The following is a 20,015-nucleotide window of genomic DNA, read 5'->3' as shown; positions in this document are numbered from 1 at the left end:
AAGTAGCAAACAAGAAAACATGGCCTTCTCGACCGATACCCCCGCTTTCACCCTGCATTGCGGCACGCGCCCGATGCTGGTGTCGATGCCGCACGTCGGCACCCACCTGCCGGCCTCCGTGTCCGACCGGCTGACCGCCGAGGCACGCACCGTGCCCGATACCGACTGGCACCTGGAGCGCCTGTACGATTTCGCGCGCGAGCTCGGCGCCTCCATCCTGGTGGCCACCCACTCGCGCTACGTGGTGGACCTGAACCGCCCGCCCGACAACGCCAATCTCTACCCCGGCCAGGACACCACCGGCCTGTGCCCGGTCGATACCTTCGACAAGACGCCGATCTACGCCGACGCCAGCGGCCTGCCCGCCGACGATGAAATCGCCGCGCGCCGCGACGCCATCTGGCGCCCGTACCACGGCGCGCTCGCTGAAGAACTGGCCCGCTTGCGCGCCGAGCATGGCACGGTGGCGCTGTGGGACGCGCATTCGATCCGCTCGGTGCTGCCGCGCTTTTTCGAGGGCAAGCTGACCGACTTCAACCTGGGCACCGCCAATGGTGCCAGCTGCGACGCCGCGCTGGCCAACCAGCTGCTGGATATCGCTGGCGCGTTGCCTGGCTATACGTCGGTGCTTAATGGGCGCTTCAAGGGCGGCTATATCACGCGGCAGTACGGGGCGCCGGCGCAAGGTGTGCAAGCCGTGCAGCTGGAGTTGACGCAGTCGGCTTATATGAGCGAGAGCTATCCTTTCGCCTATGACGAAGCGCGGGCTACGCGGATCCAGCCTACGCTGAAGATGATGCTGGAGACGGTGTTGGGGTACGTGGAGGCGCGTTAAGGTTGCTGGCCCCGCTGACGCTCGGGTGGCTTTGTGCCTTTGTGGGCGGGGTTTTACTGCTTCTAGCTGCTGGCGCGGCTGTGCGGTGTTGGCCGATTTGGAACGTGTGAGATGTCACTTCTCTTTACTCGTAAAGAGAAGTAACCAAGAGAAAGCGATCCTTGCAGGAGGCTGGCTTGTCGGGGTTGCGTAGCCCGGTAGTTTCGTCGTCAGGCCCCGGGTTTTAATAGCCTCATGGCGGTACCGATTTGAATGGCCACGATCCTGCGGATGGCGCTGGTTTCGTGGTGAGGCTGCTCGGTAGCGGCATCCCTGCTCATTCACGCATCTGCCGGTACCGGTTCGAAGTGCCACGATATATCACGCTACGATGGTTTCGTGGTGGGGTGGGCGCGGTGGAAGAATTCCTCGGTCTTTCATTCCGGTGCCACCGCGCCCACGACGAAAACGGAACGCTTGCAACTTCGTGGCGAGTCACTCCGCGAGCGACAGACGGCTTGAAGCTCGTGGTGGCCGCTACCGGGGGGACCACCACGAATCCCTGGGCATTGGCTGGGTCGTGGTGCTCTGAACCGGTAACGGCACGAGTCCGTTAGCACCCGGGGCCGTACGACGAAACCATTGGGGTTCCCAATGACGCCACGCCAGCCTCCTGCAAGGATCGCTTTCTTTTGGTTACTTTTCTTTACGAGTAAAGAAAAGTGACATCTCACACGTTCCAAAACGGCCAACACCGCACAGCCGCGACAGCAGCTAGAAGCAGTAAAACCCCGCCCACTAGAGACGCCCCCCGCGTCAGCGGGGCCACCGGCCGCGTTCCCACACCTACAGCAACGAATCCGCCAACCGGCAAAGATTCTGCCAGGTCCGCGTATGCAGCGGCCGCCGCTGCCAAACCGCCCGCACCACCGTCTCACTATTGGCCAGATACCGCTGCTGGATCCGCCGCATGCGCGCCACCACATCACGGTCATAGATCACCAGCGCGGCCTCTGCATTGAGCGCGAACGACCGGATATCCATATTGGTCGATCCCACCATGGCAACTTCATCGTCAATGGTGACGTGCTTGGCATGCAGGAAGGCGGGGCGGTACAAGTGGATCTGCACCCCGGAGTCCAGCAGCACGCCGAAGTAAGCCTCCTGCGCGGCCTGCGTGAAGCGCTGGTCGATCCGTTGCGACAGCACCAGGTGCACCGCCACGCCACGGTAGCAGGCCAGGTGCAGCGCTTGCAGGAACGCTTCATCCGGCACGAAGTAGGGCGTGGTGATGACCACTTCGCTGCGCGCGCGGTGGATCATGCTGATCAGCGCCATCTGCGCGTTCTGCGTGCCGTAGCCAGGGCCGCTGGGCAGCATCTGCGCGATGTGCGGGCCTTGCGCCTCCATGGGCGGGAAGCTGTCGAGGCCGAAGTTGCCGTCGCCGGTTTCCAGGTAGCGGTCGGCCAGGAAGACCGCTTGCAGCTCCGCCACCACTGGCCCGGTCACGCGCGCCACCAGTTCTTCATTGGGCAGTCCGGGCATCGACTCGGCATCGATCACGTTTTGCGAGCCGATGTAGCCAATGCTGCCATCCACCACCAGGATCTTGCGGTGATTGCGCAGGTCGAAGCGCGCGCTCTTGCCTTTGAGCACCGCCATCAGCGAGCGCATGGGCAGGGCCTGCACCACCTCCACGCCGCCGTCGCGCAGCGTATCGGCAAACATGCGCCAGCCCGCGCGCGCGCCCAGCGCATCCACCAGCAGGCGGCAGCGCACGCCCCGCGCGCTGGCCCGCAGCAGGGCGTCGGTAAAGGCGCGGCCGGTTGCGTCGGCGGCGTAGATATAGACCAGCAGATGGACCTGGTGCCTGGCACCGTCGATATCGGCAATCATCGCGGCCACCGTCGCGTCATAGTCGTCGAGCAGCGCCACGGCATTGCCGCGCATCGGCGAGTAGGAGCCGAGCCGCTCGATCAGGCCGGCCGCATCGGCGGCAACGGCGGCGGGCAGCGGCTGCAATGGCGCGAAGCGTGCCACCCGGTCACGCACGCTTGCGATGCCTTGGTTGATGCGGGCCAGCTTGAGCCGGCGCGACTTGGGATAGTAGATGCGGCCGAACAGCGCATAGAGCACCAGCCCCAGCCATGGCAGGAAGAAGATCAGCAGCAGCCAGGTGCGCGCAGCCGCCGGGGCACGGCGCTGTGGCACGTAGACCAGCATGGCCAGGCGGATCGCCCATTCCGCCAGTGTGAACAGCGAGGGCCACCACCAGGAAAAGCCCACCGGCATGGCGCCTTGCAGCGAGGCGACCCAAGGCGCAGGCAGGAAGGTATCTAGAAGGGAAGGGGACATGCGGCTCGGCGGCTCGGCTCTGGTAGGGCGGACCGCCCACCATACCAGAGCCGTGCGTTGGAGCGTGTGTCAGGCGGATGCCGGACCATGCCGGCATCCGCCTGACACAGCCTATGGCTTACTTCTTCGTCACGTCCTTGCGCGCCTTGCTGCCCGTGGCCTTGTTGTACCGCTCCACGTACTCCTCGAACAGCTTGCGGATCGAACGGCCGATCTTCACGTAGTCCGATTCATTGAGGTTGGCCAGCGACACGCGGCCGGAGGGATGGCGCGTGCCAAAGCCGCGGCCCGGCAAGCAGCACCACACCCGCTGCCTCGGCGAGGCGGAACAGCAGCTCCACCGGCTCGGCGGAGTTGAGCACCCATTTGACGAAGTCCGGGCCGATGGCCTTGCCGCCGAGCTGCTCGATGTCGAGCAGCGTGTAGTAGTCCACGGCATTGGGGTCATCGTTGTCCGGCGCAATGCCGATCTCGCGGTACAACGCGGCCTTGCGGTTGCGGATCAGGCGCTTCATCGCGGCCTTGTACTCGTCATGCGTGTCCATCAGCGAGAACAGCGAGAACAGCACCATCTGCACCTGCTGCGGCGTGGACAGCCCGGCCGTGTGGTTCAGTGCCACGGTGCGGCTGTCGGCGACCAGGCGGTCGATGAACTTGAGCTTGTCCGGCTCGGTGGTGATGGAGTTGTAGCGCTTGTGCAGGCCGTCGTGCTGGGGCTTGGGCAGCTTGGCGATCAGCGCGTCGAAGACGTTGTCCTGGTGCGTGGCGATGACGCCGAGGCGCCAGCCTGTTGCGCCAAAGTACTTGGAGAACGAGTACACCAGGATGGTGTTTTTGGGGCACATCGCGAACAGCGAGACGAAGTTGTCGGCAAAGGTGCCATACACATCGTCGGTCAGGATGATCAGGTCCGGCCGCTCTTCCACGATCGAGGCCAGGTACTCCAGGCTCTCGTCGCTCATGCGCACCGACGGCGGGTCGCTCGGGTTCACCAGGAAGAACGCCTTGACCTTGGGGTCGCGCAGCTTGTCGAGCTCCTTGTTGGCGTATTGCCAGCGCTGGTTCGGGTCCGCGTCGATCGACAGTTCCACCAGCTCATAGTCGTTGAGCTCCGGGATCTCGATATACGGCGTGAAGATCGGCATGCCGAGCGCGATGGTGTCGCCGGCCTTGAGCAGGTGGTTCTCGCGGATGGTGTTGAACAGGTACGTCATCGCGGCGGTGCCGCCCTCCACCGCGAACAGGTCGAACTTGCCGGTGAACGGGTGGTTGCCGATCATCTCCTTGCGGATGTACTGCGCGACGATCTTCTCGGACAGCTTGAGCATGCGGTCCGGCACCGGGTAGTTGCAGGCCAGGATGCCTTCGCACATCTCGTACAGGAAATCTCCCGCGTCCAGGCCGAGCTGGTCGCGCATGCGGCCCGCTCTCGTAGCCCACAGCGTAGATGAACACCGCGAACATCACTGCCTTGACGCCGTTGTCGATCTCCACCCCGACCTGGCTGATGACCACCGCGGCCAGCAGCGATCCCGCCACGCCGCCCAGCTGGAAGCGGCCAAAGGTGATCTTGCCGATGGCGTAGCCTACGGCTAGCGACAGGAACAAAGCCGCTTCAGGGGACTTCTGGAAGATGTTGTGCAACCACTCCATGGTTTGCTCCTGCTGCGTGATAAATCGATGAATCAGGAAATCAGGCAAGGAGAGCCGGGCGAGCGCGCTGGCCCGGCTCCGATGCTGCCCACGGGCCGTGCGCCATCAATGCGCCAGCGCGCCGGCCACGCCGACAGCGATCGGTCCCATCAACGGCAACAGCACGTTGGAGATGGCATAGGTGATCGTGTAGCCAATCACCGGCGTGCTGTTGCCGGCCGCATTGGTCAGCGCCTTGATCGCGGGCACGATCGAGATCAATACCCCGGCCACGGGCAGCGCCAGGCCGTAGGTCTTCACCAGCTTGATCGCGTCCGGCCCGGCCGACAGGCCCACCGCGGCGATGAACGTAGCCAGCCCGAAGTCCTTCAGGATCTGAGCCGCCGGCGACGGCAGCGAGCCCATCAGCGGCACCCGCGCGCGCAGCCAGCCGAAGGCCAGGCCCGCCACCAGGCCGCCGCCGCCGGTGCCAAGCGTCAGCTCCGCGCCGCCAACCTTCAGCCTCAGGCTGCCCAGCAACATGCCCAGCAGCACGCCGACGCCGAGAAACACAAAATCCGTCTTGATGGTGGGCACGACCCGATAGCCCAGTTCCGGCACCACCCGCCCCACCGCTTCGGCCGGGCCGCTCAGGCTCACCACATCGCCACGCTCCAGCACCGTGTCGGGCAACGGCGGGATCGGCCGCTCCATGCGCCGGATGGCGTCGATGTACACGCCGCGCCCCATGCCCACATCCGCCATGCCGCGCAGCGCGGACAGCGTCAGGCCGCTCACCGCGCGGCGTGTCAGCAACACGTCCTGCTCGGCCTGCACCACCATGTCCATGCTGGCTTCGCCGGCAGCTTCCGGCGCCTCGGGCACCTCGATGCCCACCGCCTGCATGAAGGGCACCATGACGTTGCGCCGTCCATACGCCAGCACCACGTCGACGGCGCGCAGCAATGCGTCGGGCGATGGCTTGAAGGTCTGGCCATCGCGCCGGATGCGCCGGATCGTCACGCCCAGCGCCACCGCCTGCTCGGCCGCCAGCACAGTCTGGCCCGTGGCGGTCCGCACCACGCTCACCTCGACGACCGACAAGAGGGCACAATGCACCAGCTGCGCGCGACGTTGGCAAAGAACTGCGGGCCGCCCGTGAAGCCCAACGCAAAGATGAACAGGGCAAAGCAGACGTTGCGCACGTCGGTGTCGATCCGCGCCCCGCTTTGGCCGATCACCAGCGCGGCAATCAGCGTGCCGCAGATGCCGCCGAACTGGAACGGCCCCACCTTGACCGCACCCACGGCGTGCCCCACGGCCAGCACCAGGAACAGGGCAATCTCGGGTTGCGTGGCTAGCAGGTGGACAATGGCTTCCATGGAGCAGCGGTGGCTGTCAGAGCGGAATCACAGGGTCCACGGGGTACCGGCGCAACGGGGGCGCGACACGGGCGTCAGCCCGCGATCCTTCCCGGCGGGCACCGCGCAGATTTGGCATGGGCCATTATCACTGCCGCCACTTGGTGCGCGTGCTGAAAGCCTTTGTTTCTGATTTAAACGGCGTCAACGCGGGTGGAGGGCGCAAGCGCGGTTCATTAGTCGAGCGCATCGCACAATCGGGCCGCATCTTTCATCAAAGCACGGGCGATCCGGGCCTACAGTGGCGGCATTCCTCCAATAACGAGATGGGAGATGCCCATGCTTTCCGCCCTGACTTTCGGCCTTGTGCCCCTGGCCGCCGCCGCGGCGCTTGGCATGGAGCGTGCCGGCCGCAGCATCCTGCTGCAGGCGGCGTGCCTGACCCTTCTGGCCGCCGACTGGGCGCGCGCGGGCAACGCAGCGCTGCCGCATCGCGCGCTGCTGCCTGACCTGGGCGAGGTGATGTTTGTGTGGGGCCCGCTGGTGTTCGCCGGCATGCTCGGCTGGGCTTGGCGCACTGCGCGTGCGCTATGATCGCGCATCGCGCTGCGCTTCGATCCAGCCATTCCCAACCGGCGCCAAGCCAGCGCCAGCCCCGCGCACTCCCTCATGAAGCACATCCCGCCGATTCCGCTGCTGCTCGCCTTTGACGCCGTAGCCCGGCTGCGGAGTTTCCACAAGGCCGCCGAGGAACTTAGCCTCGCCCACAGCACGGTCAGCCACCGCATTCGGGAACTGGAGCGACTGAGCGGGATGGTGCTGTTTGCGCGGACCACCCGCACGGTGACCCCCACGCCAGATGCCGAACGCCTGCTGGTATCCGTGCGCCAAGCGTTATCCACGCTGGGCGAAGCCTTTGGCCAGATGGATGGCGAGCGCACAGTGCGCGTCAGCGTCCTCCCCTCCTTTGCCCGTTTCCGTGTCGTGCCCGCGCTGGCGGATTTTCAGCGCAGCCATGCGCAGATCGCCATCGAGCTCAACCCCACGAGCCAGATGGTGGTGCCACGTCACGGCGAGGCGGACATCGCGTTGCGCTTTGCCCGTGCCAAGCCGGTCGAGCCGCATCTGGACCTTGGCCACGACGAATGGTTTCCGGTGGCGGCGCCGTCCTATCTGGCCACCCTCAGGCAGCGCGCCCTGCCCAAGCTGTTCAGTGAGGCGATGCTGCTCTCGCACAGCCGCCACGCCTGGGAGCCCTGGTTCCGGGAAGCCGGCTTGCCGATGCCGCGCAGCCACCGGGTGACCACCTTTACCGACACCGGCCTGATGCTGGACGCCGCCATGCGCGGGCAGGGCATCGCGTACGGACGCCGCTCGCTGCTGCTGCATCTGCTCAAGTCCGGGCAACTGGTGCGGTTGTCGCCGGTCAGCTTGTCATCGGCGCACTCGTACTATCTGATGGTGTCGGAGCGGTTCGAGGCCTCGCCGGAGGTGCGGGCGGTGCACGGGTGGATCAAGGCGCTGGTGGGGGAGGGGTAGGGAAGTGCTTGGTCTGGATGCATGGCCATGCTCGATGGGACACTTGTTCGACAGGCATCCGGCGCAAGCCTCTGGAGATGACGCCACTGCGGATTGTTCGCCCGCATCTACCATACGGAGATGTTCCTCGCTCGCCGCGAAGCCAGCGCCGCTCCCCGGTACGGAAGCACTGCGGCGCCGAGGCGCTGAGGTGCTGAGGCACAGAAACCGGAGGCCACCATGCAAGCCAATCACCCCCCCGCGATCCGCCGCATCAACATCGCGTTGCAAGGGGGCGGCACCCACGGGGCATTCAGCTGGGGCGTGCTGGACCGGCTGCTGGAAGACAAGCGCATCGGCATCGACGGCATCAGTGGCACCAGCGCCGGTGCCGTCAACGCCACCGTGCTCGCCTACGGCCTGGCAAGCGGTGGGCCGGAAGGCGCGCGGCAGGCCCTGGAGACGTGCTGGCGCAAGGTGTCCGACTGCGCGAAGCTGAGTCCCCTGCAACCTACCTGGCTGGACCGGTTGATGGGCGCCAGCGGCAATATGGAGATGTCGCCCGCGTGGATGATGTTCGACCATCTCACGCGCTTTTACTCGCCTTACCAGCTCAATCCTTGCAATCTCAACCCGCTGCAGAACATCCTGGATGAGACCATCGATTTCGAGGTGCTGCGCCGCAGCAAGAGCGTCAAGCTGTTCCTGTGCGCAACCAATGTGCTGCGCGGGCGCATCCGCGTGTTCAGCACTGGCGAGATCTGCGCCAAGGCCGTGATGGCTTCGGCCTGCCTGCCGACGCTGTTCCAGGCCGTGGAGATCGACGGCGAGTATTACTGGGACGGCGGTTACATGGGCAACCCGCCGATCTATCCGCTGATCTATGAGACCGACAGCCGCGATGTGCTGATCATCCGCCTCAACCCGATCCACATTCCCCAGGTGCCTGTCACGGCACGCGAAATCCTGGACCGTATCAACACGCTCAGCTTCAACTCCTCGTTGATGCGCGAGATGCGCGCCATCGAGTTCATCACCCGGCTGATCGATGAAGGCGCGCTCGACCCGTCACGCTACCGCCGCATGCTGATCCACAGCATCGATGCAGAAACCGAGATGGCGCGGCTGGGCGCGCCCAGCAAGTTCAAGGCGGACTGGGCCTTCCTGCGCGGCCTGTTCACGCTCGGGCGCGAGCGGGCCGACGCCTGGCTCGCGGCAAACTTCGAGGCACTTGGCCAGCGCTCATCGATCGATATCGCTGAAACATTTCTTTGAGCGTTTGGCCGCGTACTACCATCAGTGCAGGGCGCCACGCGAGGCGCGCGAACGGGTTGAGACGCGAACAGGTTGAGACACAAACAGGTTGAGACACATATGGACCGGGAATCGATACCTGCGCAGGCCGACGCAGACGGGTCCGTGCTGTTCGCGGATGTCAGCAGCAGCACAAAGCTATATGAGAAGGCCGGCAATGCGGCTGCCTTCGGCGCAATCGGGCAGTGCATCGCCCTGATGAAATCCTGTTCGTCGGCGCAGCAAGGCCGGGTTGTGAAGACGATCGGGGACGAAGTCATGGTGTTGTTCCCGTCCGCCGAAAATGCCATGCAGGCTGCACTCGACATGCAAGTGGCGATTGCCGAACTGCCGCCGGTATCCGGCCTGCCCATGTCGATCCATATCGGTTTTCACCACGGCCCGATCCTGCGCGACGCATCGGGCGATGTATTTGGTGACACGGTGAACCTCGCCGCGCGCCTGTCCAAACTCGCATCGCAAGGGCAGATCATCACCAGCAAGGACGCCGTGGCACATCTGCCGGCGACGCTGCGCCAGGTGATGCGCTACCTCTACCCGATACAGGTGCGCGGGAAGGAAGCGCCCGTGGAATTGTTCGAAGCGATATGGCAAGAGAACGCAGACATGACGATTCTCGCCGACGTAAGCCGGCGCGCGATCCGCCCCGCGCTGCTAACGCTGCGGTATCGGGAGATGGAGGTTCGCATGAACGGCGCCTCGCCGCCGGTCACGATAGGGCGCGACGCCGCGATGACGATCGTCGTCGCGGATCCGCAGACATCGCGGTTCCATGCAACGGTCGAGTTCCGCGCGGGTAAATACATGCTGATCGACCGAAGCGCGAATGGCACGCATGTCGCCATCGATGGCGATGACGAAATCATCCTGCGCCGTGATGAGGTCGCGCTCAGAGGGCACGGCTGGATTACGTTTGGGCAGTCGATGGCTGGCGCCGGGGAGCGGGTTGAGTTTTTTCCGGCTTAGCTTTGGGCCAGGACGCTGTACGGAACATAAGCGTGTGGTGAAGCTGCGCTCGCCCTCGAGCATATCTGCTTGTTTTTCTTGGGAAATGTAGTGGTGCCCGGGGTCGGACTCGAACCGACACGCCTTGCGGCGGGGGATTTTGAGTCCCCTGCGTCTACCTGTTTCACCACCCGGGCGGAGTGGGTGCTGGCGGATTTGCCGGGAGTCCGGCGTACCAGCACGGTGCTGAGCCGGGAATTATGCCGCAAATCCTGCCGGGCCACAACTGGCCCCGGTAGCGGACCCCCAACGCGCCCCATCCGCGGCCCTGGCGCGTCCGCTTGTCCCGCGTCGCCCGGCTGCGATCGCAGGATTCAGGCGGCTTCCGGGCGGTACGGCGGATGAGATCGCCGAAGGTGGGCTAGCCGCGCAGGCGCGCCGAGTCGTGGCAGGCGCGGGCCGGTGGCCTCGGTGAAGACGGAATGGGTCTTCTGGCGGCAGAGCAGGTCCATGGCCAGGGCGGTCCGTTCACCCTGGCTTCACACTTTTAATCACATATTTGTTCTTTACTGATAGTTCATCGTGAAAGTCGCACGACCATTTGCAGTTCCCGCTTTCACCGAGGGCGTGGTCTGGATGTACCGGGCTGTCAGCGGTATGGTGAATGTACCATTACCAGCTGAACCAGCCTTCCACTGATTCTTATTGCCTGCGGCGCTGGAGTCTGGGCCATATTTGATCACCGTGGTCCCATTTAAAACCTGAATGCCAACACCGGATGCAGTGGAGTCCTTGGTAAGGGACAGGGTATCTGAAACGTTACTCGGATCGGTCTGGTCGGTCAGCGTCGTATAGACATCTGTGCTTGTGCCGGTATTTCCGCCAGAGCACTGCAGCACGATATCAAATGGCTGGCTTGGTGACGTTTTTCCGACTCCGGTAAAGACGTTTACGTTTACGTCTCGAAGACGGACCGCAATCGATGGCATCGATACCTTGCACGTGGGGATAGTTGGCTGTATCACAACGCTTCCCCCCCAGGAGTAGGTGGCATAGGACCTCCCTAACTGTACGAACCAGTGTGCAAACACTCCTGACAGTGCACCGCCGCCGGTAATTGAGCCTGTCTTTATAAGTTCAACGGACAACGTATGGTTCGTCATTCCGGCCCCGAGTTCATTGATCCAGCAGATGTGCGGAAAATATTTCTGCAGAAAACACGACGGATAAATAATCGGGCCAGTTGTCGGGCCAGTCATCTTGAAGCGATACGAAATACCGGGAATGCCAGTCGTGTAAAGATTGTTGCCCAAGTAGGGTGTTGTTCCCTCGAAATGTATGTTAAAGGCACTTGAGGGGCACACGTAACCACCAGTGGATGCGTTGGAACTCCGATAATTAGTCTGAAGATTTCCACTCCATAGTACTGTTCCGTCCGGGACCCCTGGGTCGAAAGCGATTGTCGACGGCGGTGACATAAGCGTTTTGTAAGGACATGATTGATGAGGTGGGAATTGGGCTTGTGCTATTGAAGGTATTGCATTCAACAAAATGGCGATGCTAAAAAAGGCAAAAATTCGGATCAGTTTCTTCATCATTCCACCAAATAGACAAGGTTTGGCCAAGGCATCGTCACAAGGCGAATCGCCCGTTGTAACTAGTCCAGGAACCAGCAAGAATGCGTAAATTATTTTTAGCCGAGAAAAAATCTGATTTCAGGCGCTGCTGTAACCACAGCTTCTCGTCTCGCATCCCGCGCAAGTTGCGCGAATATTTCGCCTCCCGATTTCTGCTGTGGAATTCGGCTTAAGTGGCGATTTAGGTCAATGCGTTGACGTTACTGGGCAGGTCGCCTCAATCTGCTGGAAACTTTCGGAACACCCCTCTTCTTGCGTGCCGGCGGTTCATAGGCGATGTAACGGCTTTTGATCGCGCAACTGCAGTATATTTTCCGCGGGAAAAAATTAGAATAGGAAAAGTCTCGAATTTGGAGGCAATATTGGTAGGGGTATTGGTAGGGGTATTGGTAGGGGTATGGGTATGGGTAGGGGTAGGGGTAGGGGTATAGGGGCTCCCTTGTGGTCACCCCAAATCTTCAGCGCGAGGCGATGCCTTTACACGGGCGAAGCGCCAGGGGCGCGGACCCGGCAGGTGGTCCTGGCCGGCGCGCGGATGGCGTTAGACGACGATGGGGCGATGGGGACGGTAGGGCAGATATCCGGGAAGTTGTCGATATCTGACGCTGTGCGAACGCGCTAGCATGCTTGGAGCCGTGGCGCCGCCCGGCTTCTCCCATCCACCCCGGAGCCACATGTCAGCCCAGCCCTCCCTCGCCAGCCTTGCACAGCTGCCGTCGCAGGATCCCGCCTTCTATGCACGCGAATACAACAACCGGGCCAACGTGCCCGACAATGCCGCCCACATGGCCCACTGGGCGGCGTTGTCGCTGCAGGTGCGCAAGCGCGCCGGCTGGCTGGAGGACCTGAGCTATGCCGGTGCCGAGCCTGGCCCGCACGCGGCGGACGAGCGGCTCGATTACTTTCCGGCCGAGCCGGGCGCCACCGATGGGCCGCCGCCGCTGCTGGTGTTCCTCCATGGCGGCTACTGGCGCGCGCTGGACAAGCGCGACCACAGCCTGGTGGCCAATGCGTTGCCGCACTGCGGCGTGTCGGTGGCGGTGATCAATTACTCGCTGTGCCCGGCGGTGACGGTGCAGACCATCGTGCTGCAGGCCGTGCGCAGCGTGGCGTGGCTGTACCGGGAGTCCGGCCGGCTTGGCCACGACAAAGCGCGCATTTTCGTGGGCGGGCATTCCGTTGGCGGTCACATGGCCGCGATGATGCTCACCACGCTATGGCCGCGCGTAGGCAGCGATCTGCCGGCCGACCTGGTCAAGGGCGTGGTCTCGGTCAGCGGCCTGCATGACCTGGAGCCGCTGCGCCGGGCGGATTTCCTGCAGGTCGACCTGAAGCTGTCGGAAGGGGATGTCGACCGGCTCTCGCCGGCCTTCCTGCCGCCGGCCACGGCTGCGCCGCTGGTCACCGCGGTGGGCGGGCTGGAGCCGGGCGAGTACCACCGGCAGACCGATCTGCTGCGCGCCGGCTGGCCCGCCAACGCCCAGGCACCGGGCGCGGCGCATGTGCCGATGCCCGACAGGCACCATTTCAACGTGATGCATGATTTCGCCGACAAGGACAGCCCGCTGCTGCTGGCTGTGCGGCGGATGATGGGGGTGGCTTAGCGTCTCCTCTTTGGCCACTCTTCGGCCATTCAGCCCTCCAGCACCCGCAGTAGCGACGACGTATCGTCCTTGCCCCAGCCCTTTTCCATCAGCGTGCCGAGCTGGCGCGAGGTGGCTTGCATGGCCGGCAGCTCCAGCCCGAGCTGGCGTGCAATCTGCGCGGCCAGGCCGAAGTCCTTGTCGTGCAGCCGCGCTTCGATACCGGGGGCAAAGTCGTGGGCGACCATCTTCGGCCCCATCATGTCGAGCATGCGGCTGCCGGCCATGCCGGTGGCCATGGCTTGCAGCACGCGGCCGCTGTCCACCTGCTGCGCCTGCGCGAAGCGCATGGCTTCGGCAATGCCTTCGATATTGACCACCTGCGCGATCTGGTTGCACAGCTTGGCGACTTGCCCCGCGCCATGATCGCCGATGTGGGTGATGGTCTTGCCGAGCAGCGCGAGCAGCGGCCGCACGCGCTCCAGCATCTCGGCCTTGCCGCCCACCATGATGGTGAGGCTGGCGGCCTCGGCGCCGAGCGTGCCGCCGGAGACCGGACAGTCCAGTGCTTCGATGCCGCGCTCGGCCAGCCTGGCGGCGATCTCGCGGGTGACGATGGGCGAGATCGTGCTGTGGTCGATGCAGATGGTGCCCGGCGCCGCGCCTTCGATCACGCCGTGCTCGCCCAGCAGCACGGCCTGCACATCGTCCGATGACGTGACGTTGGTAAACACCACCGAGGCGCCGCGCGCGGCTTGCGCCGGCGTGGTGCAGGGCACGGCGCCAAGCGCGCGGGCCGCGTCGGCGGCCTCGGGGCGGCGTACATAGGCGCGCACGGCGTGGCCGCCGGCGAGCAGGTGGCGCACCATCGGCGTGCCCATGGCACCAAGGCCGATAAAGCCAATCGTCGTATCGTTCATCTCAAACATCCTTACTTGTCTGACGCGTAGGCAAACTTGCCGTCGCGGATCACACCCATCACGCGCGAGCGCTGGTCAAAGCCCTGATGGTCCATCGCGCTCAGGTTCATCACGCCATTGGGAATGGTCAGGTTGGTGGTGGTCTCCAGCGCATCGCGCATGGCGTGGCGGAACTCGCGCGTGCCCGGCTGCGCGCCGCTCTTGCCGGCACGGCGCGCGGCATCGTCCAGCAGGATCCACGCGCCCCAGGCATCGCCGGCGAATTGCGTGATGCTGTCCGTGCCGTACTTCGCTTCATAGCGCGTCACAAAATCCAGCGCCACCTTCTTTACCGGATGGCCGTCCGGCAACTGCCGCGCCACCACCACCGGCCCGGTCGGGAACAGCGTGCCTTCCACATCCTTGCCGCCTACCCGCAGGAAATCCCAGGTGGCGATGCCGTGCGTCTGATACACCTTGCCCTTGTAGCCGCGCTCGGCCAGGGTCTTCTGCGGCAATACCGACGGCGTGCCCGCGCCGGCAATCAGGATTGCATCCGGGGTCGCCGCCATCAGCTTGAGCACCTGCCCGGTCACCGAAGTATCGTTGCGCGAGAAACGCTCATTGGCCACCACCTTGAGCTTGCGCACCTCCGCCAGCTTGGAGAACTCGCGCCACCAGCTCTCGCCGTAGGCATCGTTGAAGCCGATGAAGCCGACCGTCCTGATGCCATGGTTGCTCATGTACTCGGTCAGGACCGTGGCCATATGCGAATCGTTTTGCGGCATCTTGAACGCCCAGCGCCGCTTGGGGTCCGCCTGCGGCTCGATGATGGCAGCCGACGCAGCCAGCGCCACCATCGGCGTCTCGCCCTCCGCCACGGCATCCAGCGCAGCAATGGCGGTGGGCGTGATGTTGGGGCCCACCACCACATCCACCTTTTCCTCGGAGATCAGCTTGCGCACATTGCGCACGGCCGCGGCCGGGTCGGAACCATCGTCCAGGATCACGTACTGCGCGCGCTGGCCGCCCAGGGTCTGCGGCCACATCATGATCGTGTTCTTGGACGGGATGCCGATGGAGGCGGCCGGGCCGGTGGTGGAGACGTCAATGCCCACGCGGATGTCGGCGTGGGCGGGGAGGGCCTTGAGGCAAGCGAGCAGAAGGGCGGTGGACAACAGGGCGGTGCGGATGAGCGGGTGGGGCACGGGTTGTCTCTCCTCTGTGTTTCTCGTTATGTAAATCGGCAGCGGCCAGCTACCGCTCCCGACTCGCCGATGCGCGCCCGGCGCACTACCGGTCCACGCCTTGAACGCGCTCGGTGATCCATTGTAGAGGAGCATGGCGGCGAGACTGGACGCGGCCATGACGGCCAGCAGGCGATAGCCGTACCTGGCGCTGCCAGACAGAGCCGTGGCCGAGTTGCCAGGATCCATGGAGCCGACCAGCGCCGCTGGCCGCGGCGCAGCGGCTGATACTTGACACGGTGGGCGCGCAAGGCGCCCCGGGATGACTTACCCTGCCAGGCCCTTGTTCGGGTTGATCAGGTACTTCTCACCCGTCGCGCGCTTGTTGTAGACCGCGATCACGTCCAGGTCCAGCACCTCGGCCAGCGAGATCTCCTTCGAGTAATGGCTGGCAAAGGTGGTTTTCAGCTCCGCCACCACGCGCTGCTTGAGTTCGTTGGCCCGCTCGCGCCCGATCTTCTGCAGGAACGGGAACAACAGCCAGCCGCCCATGCCCCACGCCATGCCGAAGCCGCGGTTGAACTCGGTCGGGCTGGTGTCCAGGCCGCCGTAGAGGTAGACCTGCTTGTGGGTGGCCGAGCCATAGCGGCTGTATTCGCGGGCCGTCTTGTTCAAGGCCGCTTCCATGCAGGTGAGGATCTGGCCGCCGAGCTTGCCGCCGCCCGTGGCGTCGAACGCGATGGTTGCGCCAGTGGCGACGAGTGCCTCGGTGAGGTCCTGCATGAATGTGGGCGACGCGGTGTTGCACACGTAGACCGCACCCTGTGCCTTGAGCAGGTCCGCCTGCTCTTCCTTGCGCACGATGTTCACCAGCTTGATGCCATCCTTGAGGCAGATCTGGTTGAGCATCTGGCCCAGGTTGGAAGCCGCGGCGGTGTGCACCAGGGCGCTATGCCCTTCGCGCCGCATGGTCTCGACCATGCCCAGCGCGGTGAGCGGATTGACGAATGACGACGCGCCATCGGCGGGCGTGGCGCCTTCGGGCAGGACCAGGCACTGGTCCGCCGGAATGCAGCGGTACTGCGAGTACATCGCGCCGCCGATGGCAGCCACGGTCTTGCCCAGCAACGCTTGCGCCGCGGGGGACGAGCCGGCCTCGACGACCACGCCCGCGCCCTCATTGCCAACCGGCATGGAAGCATCGAGGCGGCCTGCCATGCCGCGCATCGCGGCTTCCGGGACGCGCGCGGTGACTACCGGGCGCTCTGCCGTGCCGCTGGCCTTGGCCGTGCTCATGTCGGCCGCACCGAACAGCAGGCCAAGATCGGACGGGTTGAGGGGAGAGGCTTCAATGCGGATGAGCACTTCATCCGGGCCGGGTTGCGGCGTGTCGATGCTGTCCAGCGACAGCACGAGTTCACCGCTGCTTTTGATTAGCGAACGAAGTTGAAGTGCGGTGTGCATTTGATGTCTCCTTGGTAAGTCGGTTTGCGGTGAGCGGGGCGGCCGCGTGAGGCCGTTTTCGCCAGCAGTCAGCAATGTAGCAAGTTCTTGTGGAACCCGTACTGGACCGGAAATCCAGGTTATGCGCGAGCCGACGGGTGATCATGCATCGCACTGATAGAGGTGGGCAGAAATCCCCCCGTCCCCGCGATTCCCCTCCTTGACACCCTGAACCTTTCAACCTAGAGTTCGCCTACAGATCTAGATAAGAGACCATCTGTAAGATGGTCTCTTCCTGCGTGCAGATTGCTCGGCCTCTTACAGAAATAAAACAAGGAGACCGCTGTGCAATCCACGATCAAGATCCGTGGCATCGATGATGTCATCTCGTTAATTGATTCCTGCCCAGGCATAAAAGGTAGAGCCGGCCTCATCTGGTGGCTCGCGCTGGGAGGATTGTTCCTGGACGCATTTTCCAATTCCGCATTGAGCGCCGGGCTTGGGCCCATGACGCGGAACCTGCAGCTTGCCGCTTCGCAAGTCGCGCTGCTGACGTCGTTTGCTTCGTGGGTCGCGATCGCCTTCAATCCCATCGGCGGATGGATGGCGGACCGGTGGGGCCGCATCCGCCCGCTGATACTCGCGAAATTCCTGGCGGTGATCGGCGCGCTGCTGGTGGTGTTCGCGCCTGGCTTCGAAGTGATCCTCGTTGGGCGCTTCTTTGTCGGCGCGGCCTACGGTATCGACTTTGCCATCGCCATGGCGGTGCTGGCCGAGTTCACGCCGGTCAGGCTGAAGAGCCGGCTCAATACCTGGCAGGGCATGTGGTACACCGCGGTCTGCAGCAATTTGCTGCTGGCGTTGTTGTTCCATTCGTGGAATGTGGGCGACGCCATCTGGCGTTACTCCGTGGCGGCCACCGCCATCTTCGGGCTTGGCATCCTGGTGCTGCAGCTTGCGTTCCTGGTGGAGAGCCCGATCTGGCTGGCGCGCAAGGAGCGGCTGGTCGACGCCGCCAGGGCAATGACGCGGATCTATGGCCGTCCCTTTGCCGCCGCGCCGGTGGATGAGCGCCTGCCCGTGCTGAACCAGGCAAAGCGCGGGCTGGCCAATGTGCTGCTGATCTTTCGCGGTGTCTATTTGCCGCGCACCATTCTTGCGGCGACGGTGCAGATCGGGCAATCCATCCAGTATTTCGCGGTGGGCTGGTATCTGCCGCTGATCAGCGCGGCGCTGTTCGGCAAGGACTTTGTCTATGCCACGGTGGGTGCGCTGGTCTTCAATGTCTTTGGCATCCTTGGTGGTTTCATGTCGCCGCTGATCGGGCGCAAGCTGGGTTTGCGCCGTGCTTCCGCCTTTGGTTTCGCGGCCGTCTTCGTCATGCTGCTGATCCTCGGCCTGTTCAACGGCAAGATGCCGATCTGGGTGGCGGTGATCGTGCCGTCGCTGTTCATCCTTTTCCATTCAGGCGGTCCCGGCGCCAACGGCAAGAGCCTTTCGTCGCTGTCGTTTCGCAGCGAACTGCGCGCGGGGGCCAACGGCATCATCGGTGCACTGGGCTCAACCGGCGCCGCACTGGGCCTGTTGATCTTCCCGCTCTTCCGGGAGAAATACGGCCTGGAGACGACCTTTCTCATCCTCTCGATCGTGCCGCTGACGGCCAGCATCATCTGCTTTGCCATCAAGTGGGACCCGACGCGCACCACCATCCATCCTGACAGCGAAGCCGACGCCCCGCAATTTGGCGGCGACGAGGCGCCGGCCCCGGCGTTCCTCAACCCGGCGATAGAGAAATCCCAACGATGAAGACCAACAGGAACGTCATACTCGCCATCGACGAAGGCACGTCCGGCACGCGGGCGGCCGTGGTTGCCGCCGACGGCCATGTCTCGTGCCTCGAGTACACGACGCTGCAGGTGGACGCGCCACGGCCAGGCGTGGTCGAGCAAGATGCCAACGCGATACTGGCAAAGACGATCGCCGTCTGCCGCGCCACCATCGCACGCGCGCAGCAAGCGCAGTTGCGCATCGTCGCGCTGGGCATTGCCACGCAGCGTGCCACCGCGGTGCTGTGGGATACCCGCAGCGGGAGGGCGATCGTGCCCGCCATGGTCTGGCAGGACACGCGCTATGTCAGCGAGCTCAGCGCGCTGGCGCCGGCCTGGGACAAGACGCTGCTCGAGCAGGTCGGGCGCCCGGTCGGCGTGCGTTCTCCCTACCTCTGGGCCGCGCGCCATCTGCGGGACACGCCCGAGGTGGCCGAGGCGTTCCGCGCGGGCAGCCTGGCGTTTGGCACCATCGACACCTGGCTGCTCTGGCATCTGTCGAGCGAGCGCGCCTGCGTGACCACGCCGACCAACGCCACCTCCGCCAGCGCCTACGTGCTGGCGGGGCACCGCTATCACCTTGACTGGCTCGATGCGCTGGGTTTCCCGCACACGCTGCTGCCCGCGTTGCGCCAGGACGCTGACGATTTCGGGCGCACGCGCGCCGAGCTGCTGGGCATCGACGTGCCGATCCTCGCTTGCGCGGGCGACCAGCTTGCCGGCGCTGCGGGGCTCGGATGCCTGGAGCGCGGGCAGTCGATGTGCGTGCATGGCACCGGCAGCTTCGTGGACCTGGTGATCGGGCCGCAGCCACCGGCCAAGGCCGGCCTGTACGACGGCACCCTGACCATGACCGCGCGCCGGCAGCACGATGTCTCGCATCTTTCCGTGGAGACCTTCGTCGCCACCACGGGCTCCGCGCTGAACTGGGTTTGCGAGAAGCTGCGCTGGTTCGAGAGCGCGAAGCAGATCAGCGCGCTGGCCGCCACCGTCGACTCCGCGCGCGGCGTGACCTTCCTGCCCGCGCTCACCGGGCTGCGCGTCCCGCAGATGCAACCCGAAGCCCGCGCGTCGCTGACGGGCATCTCGATCGCAAGCACGCAGGCCGAGGTGGCCTACGCCGTCCTGGAAGGCATCGCGCATGCGGTGTCGTCCTGCATGGAGGCTAACGAGGAAGTCGCCGGCGTGCCCGTGGCCGAACTCATCGTGGGTGGCGGCCTCTCCGGCAGCGACGCACTGCTCCAGATCCAGGCGGACCTGACCGGCATGCCGATCCGGCGCATGCGCGAGACCGATCGCGCCAGCTTGCGCGGCATCGCCTTCTTCGCAGGCTCGTCGGGGCTGCTGTGGGACTCGCTGCAGGACGCCCGCGCGACCAATGAAACCGATGCCGTGTTCGAGCCGCGCCTTGGCGCCGACCAGCGCGGCGAGCGCCGCGCGCTCTGGCACGCACGGGTCGCGTCCGAGCTGCGCCACGCGCAAACCTTCTCTCACCACTGAC

At 64.5% G+C, this 20,015-nt stretch carries 15 protein-coding genes, 1 tRNA gene and 2 pseudogenes; 8 read left to right on the top strand and 10 right to left on the bottom strand.

Annotated features, from left to right (window positions below; genetic code table 11):
- Nucleotides 1-19: 19 nt before the first annotated feature.
- A complete protein-coding gene (gene hutG, locus AC07XB_RS09725) occupies nt 20-835 on the top strand; it encodes an N-formylglutamate deformylase (RefSeq protein WP_492829008.1) in 816 nt (271 codons plus the stop codon).
- Between the two features lie 825 nt (nt 836-1,660).
- On the opposite strand, the gene cls is transcribed toward hutG, so the two are convergent.
- The 5 genes and pseudogenes from cls to AC07XB_RS09700 all read right to left on the bottom strand — a co-directional run bounded on the left by cls (nt 1,661) and on the right by AC07XB_RS09700 (nt 6,183).
- Nucleotides 1,661-3,169, bottom strand: coding sequence for a cardiolipin synthase (gene cls, locus AC07XB_RS09720; protein WP_492829006.1), 1,509 nt, complete (start codon nt 3,167-3,169; stop codon nt 1,661-1,663).
- A 118-nt stretch (nt 3,170-3,287) separates the two neighbouring features.
- A pseudogene (locus AC07XB_RS09715) lies at nt 3,288-4,587 on the bottom strand (bifunctional aspartate transaminase/aspartate 4-decarboxylase); the annotation flags it as partial.
- A 1-nt stretch (nt 4,588) separates the two neighbouring features.
- Nucleotides 4,589-4,822, bottom strand: a pseudogene (locus AC07XB_RS09710) (aspartate-alanine antiporter-like transporter); the annotation flags it as partial.
- A gap of 105 nt (nt 4,823-4,927) precedes the next feature.
- Nucleotides 4,928-5,905, bottom strand: a complete 978-nt coding sequence (locus AC07XB_RS09705; RefSeq protein ID WP_492829004.1) for an aspartate-alanine antiporter-like transporter — start codon at nt 5,903-5,905, stop codon at nt 4,928-4,930.
- Nucleotides 5,887-6,183, bottom strand: a complete 297-nt coding sequence (locus AC07XB_RS09700; protein ID WP_492829002.1) for an aspartate-alanine antiporter-like transporter — start codon at nt 6,181-6,183, stop codon at nt 5,887-5,889. Before AC07XB_RS09700 ends, AC07XB_RS09705 begins: the two co-directional genes overlap by 19 nt.
- A gap of 318 nt (nt 6,184-6,501) precedes the next feature.
- On the opposite strand from AC07XB_RS09700, the gene AC07XB_RS09695 reads away from it, so the two are divergent.
- The 4 genes from AC07XB_RS09695 (at nt 6,502) to AC07XB_RS09680 (ending at nt 9,960) form a co-directional block, all read left to right on the top strand.
- Nucleotides 6,502-6,756 (top strand): hypothetical protein, encoded by a 255-nt coding sequence (locus tag AC07XB_RS09695; protein WP_492829000.1) that lies wholly within the window; start codon nt 6,502-6,504, stop codon nt 6,754-6,756.
- A 75-nt stretch (nt 6,757-6,831) separates the two neighbouring features.
- Nucleotides 6,832-7,701, top strand: coding sequence for a LysR substrate-binding domain-containing protein (locus AC07XB_RS09690; RefSeq protein WP_492828998.1), 870 nt, complete (start codon nt 6,832-6,834; stop codon nt 7,699-7,701).
- A gap of 219 nt (nt 7,702-7,920) precedes the next feature.
- On the top strand, nt 7,921-8,955 hold the full coding sequence (locus AC07XB_RS09685) for a patatin-like phospholipase family protein (protein WP_492828996.1): 1,035 nt from the start codon (nt 7,921-7,923) through the stop codon (nt 8,953-8,955).
- Nucleotides 8,956-9,054: 99 nt separating this feature from the next.
- Nucleotides 9,055-9,960, top strand: a complete 906-nt coding sequence (locus tag AC07XB_RS09680) for an adenylate/guanylate cyclase domain-containing protein (RefSeq protein WP_492376746.1) — start codon at nt 9,055-9,057, stop codon at nt 9,958-9,960.
- 91 nt (nt 9,961-10,051) lie between these two features.
- Here AC07XB_RS09680 and AC07XB_RS09675 read toward each other — a convergent pair.
- Together AC07XB_RS09675 and AC07XB_RS09670 are read right to left on the bottom strand one after the other, a co-directional pair.
- Nucleotides 10,052-10,136, bottom strand: a tRNA-Leu gene (locus tag AC07XB_RS09675).
- Nucleotides 10,137-10,505: 369 nt separating this feature from the next.
- Nucleotides 10,506-11,417, bottom strand: a complete 912-nt coding sequence (locus AC07XB_RS09670; RefSeq protein WP_492808106.1) for a fimbrial protein — start codon at nt 11,415-11,417, stop codon at nt 10,506-10,508.
- Between the two features lie 833 nt (nt 11,418-12,250).
- On the opposite strand from AC07XB_RS09670, the gene AC07XB_RS09665 reads away from it, so the two are divergent.
- Nucleotides 12,251-13,180 carry an alpha/beta hydrolase gene (locus tag AC07XB_RS09665; protein ID WP_492828994.1) on the top strand — a complete coding sequence of 310 codons (930 nt, stop codon included), beginning with the start codon at nt 12,251-12,253 and terminating at the stop codon, nt 13,178-13,180.
- Between the two features lie 29 nt (nt 13,181-13,209).
- On the opposite strand, the gene AC07XB_RS09660 is transcribed toward AC07XB_RS09665, so the two are convergent.
- The 3 genes from AC07XB_RS09660 to AC07XB_RS09650 all read right to left on the bottom strand — a co-directional run bounded on the left by AC07XB_RS09660 (nt 13,210) and on the right by AC07XB_RS09650 (nt 16,709).
- Nucleotides 13,210-14,079, bottom strand: a complete 870-nt coding sequence (locus AC07XB_RS09660) for an NAD(P)-dependent oxidoreductase (RefSeq protein ID WP_492828992.1) — start codon at nt 14,077-14,079, stop codon at nt 13,210-13,212.
- Nucleotides 14,080-14,090: 11 nt separating this feature from the next.
- On the bottom strand, nt 14,091-15,266 hold the full coding sequence (locus AC07XB_RS09655; RefSeq protein WP_492828990.1) for an ABC transporter substrate-binding protein: 1,176 nt from the start codon (nt 15,264-15,266) through the stop codon (nt 14,091-14,093).
- Between the two features lie 306 nt (nt 15,267-15,572).
- Nucleotides 15,573-16,709, bottom strand: a complete 1,137-nt coding sequence (locus AC07XB_RS09650) for a zinc-binding dehydrogenase (protein ID WP_492828988.1) — start codon at nt 16,707-16,709, stop codon at nt 15,573-15,575.
- A 324-nt stretch (nt 16,710-17,033) separates the two neighbouring features.
- On the opposite strand from AC07XB_RS09650, the gene AC07XB_RS09645 reads away from it, so the two are divergent.
- Together AC07XB_RS09645 and AC07XB_RS09640 are read left to right on the top strand one after the other, a co-directional pair.
- Complete coding sequence (locus AC07XB_RS09645; RefSeq protein ID WP_492828986.1) at nt 17,034-18,494, top strand: MFS transporter; 1,461 nt, start codon at nt 17,034-17,036, stop codon at nt 18,492-18,494.
- Nucleotides 18,491-20,014, top strand: coding sequence for an FGGY family carbohydrate kinase (locus tag AC07XB_RS09640; RefSeq protein WP_492828984.1), 1,524 nt, complete (start codon nt 18,491-18,493; stop codon nt 20,012-20,014). The genes AC07XB_RS09645 and AC07XB_RS09640 overlap by 4 nt, the downstream gene beginning before the upstream one ends.
- The last annotated feature ends 1 nt before the right edge of the window (nt 20,015 follow it).

This window comes from Cupriavidus sp. GW821-FHT02F09 (genome assembly GCF_059421605.1).
Note: the sequence above shows the minus strand (reverse complement) of the source record. Positions and strands in the feature narration are given on the sequence as shown.

What these genes read in the sequence shown, in the direction of transcription:
- AC07XB_RS09665 (WP_492828994.1), top strand. Translation starts at nt 12,251, where the DNA reads ATGTCAGCCCAGCCCTCCCTCGCCAGCCTTGCACAGCTGCCGTCGCAG.
- AC07XB_RS09685 (WP_492828996.1), top strand. Translation starts at nt 7,921, where the DNA reads ATGCAAGCCAATCACCCCCCCGCGATCCGCCGCATCAACATCGCGTTG.
- cls (WP_492829006.1), bottom strand. Translation starts at nt 3,169, where the DNA reads ATGTCCCCTTCCCTTCTAGATACCTTCCTGCCTGCGCCTTGGGTCGCC.
- AC07XB_RS09660 (WP_492828992.1), bottom strand. Translation starts at nt 14,079, where the DNA reads ATGAACGATACGACGATTGGCTTTATCGGCCTTGGTGCCATGGGCACG.
- AC07XB_RS09650 (WP_492828988.1), bottom strand. Translation starts at nt 16,709, where the DNA reads ATGCACACCGCACTTCAACTTCGTTCGCTAATCAAAAGCAGCGGTGAA.
- AC07XB_RS09700 (WP_492829002.1), bottom strand. Translation starts at nt 6,183, where the DNA reads ATGGAAGCCATTGTCCACCTGCTAGCCACGCAACCCGAGATTGCCCTG.
- AC07XB_RS09640 (WP_492828984.1), top strand. Translation starts at nt 18,491, where the DNA reads ATGAAGACCAACAGGAACGTCATACTCGCCATCGACGAAGGCACGTCC.
- AC07XB_RS09680 (WP_492376746.1), top strand. Translation starts at nt 9,055, where the DNA reads ATGGACCGGGAATCGATACCTGCGCAGGCCGACGCAGACGGGTCCGTG.
- AC07XB_RS09670 (WP_492808106.1), bottom strand. Translation starts at nt 11,417, where the DNA reads ATGTCACCGCCGTCGACAATCGCTTTCGACCCAGGGGTCCCGGACGGA.
- AC07XB_RS09695 (WP_492829000.1), top strand. Translation starts at nt 6,502, where the DNA reads ATGCTTTCCGCCCTGACTTTCGGCCTTGTGCCCCTGGCCGCCGCCGCG.
- AC07XB_RS09690 (WP_492828998.1), top strand. Translation starts at nt 6,832, where the DNA reads ATGAAGCACATCCCGCCGATTCCGCTGCTGCTCGCCTTTGACGCCGTA.
- hutG (WP_492829008.1), top strand. Translation starts at nt 20, where the DNA reads ATGGCCTTCTCGACCGATACCCCCGCTTTCACCCTGCATTGCGGCACG.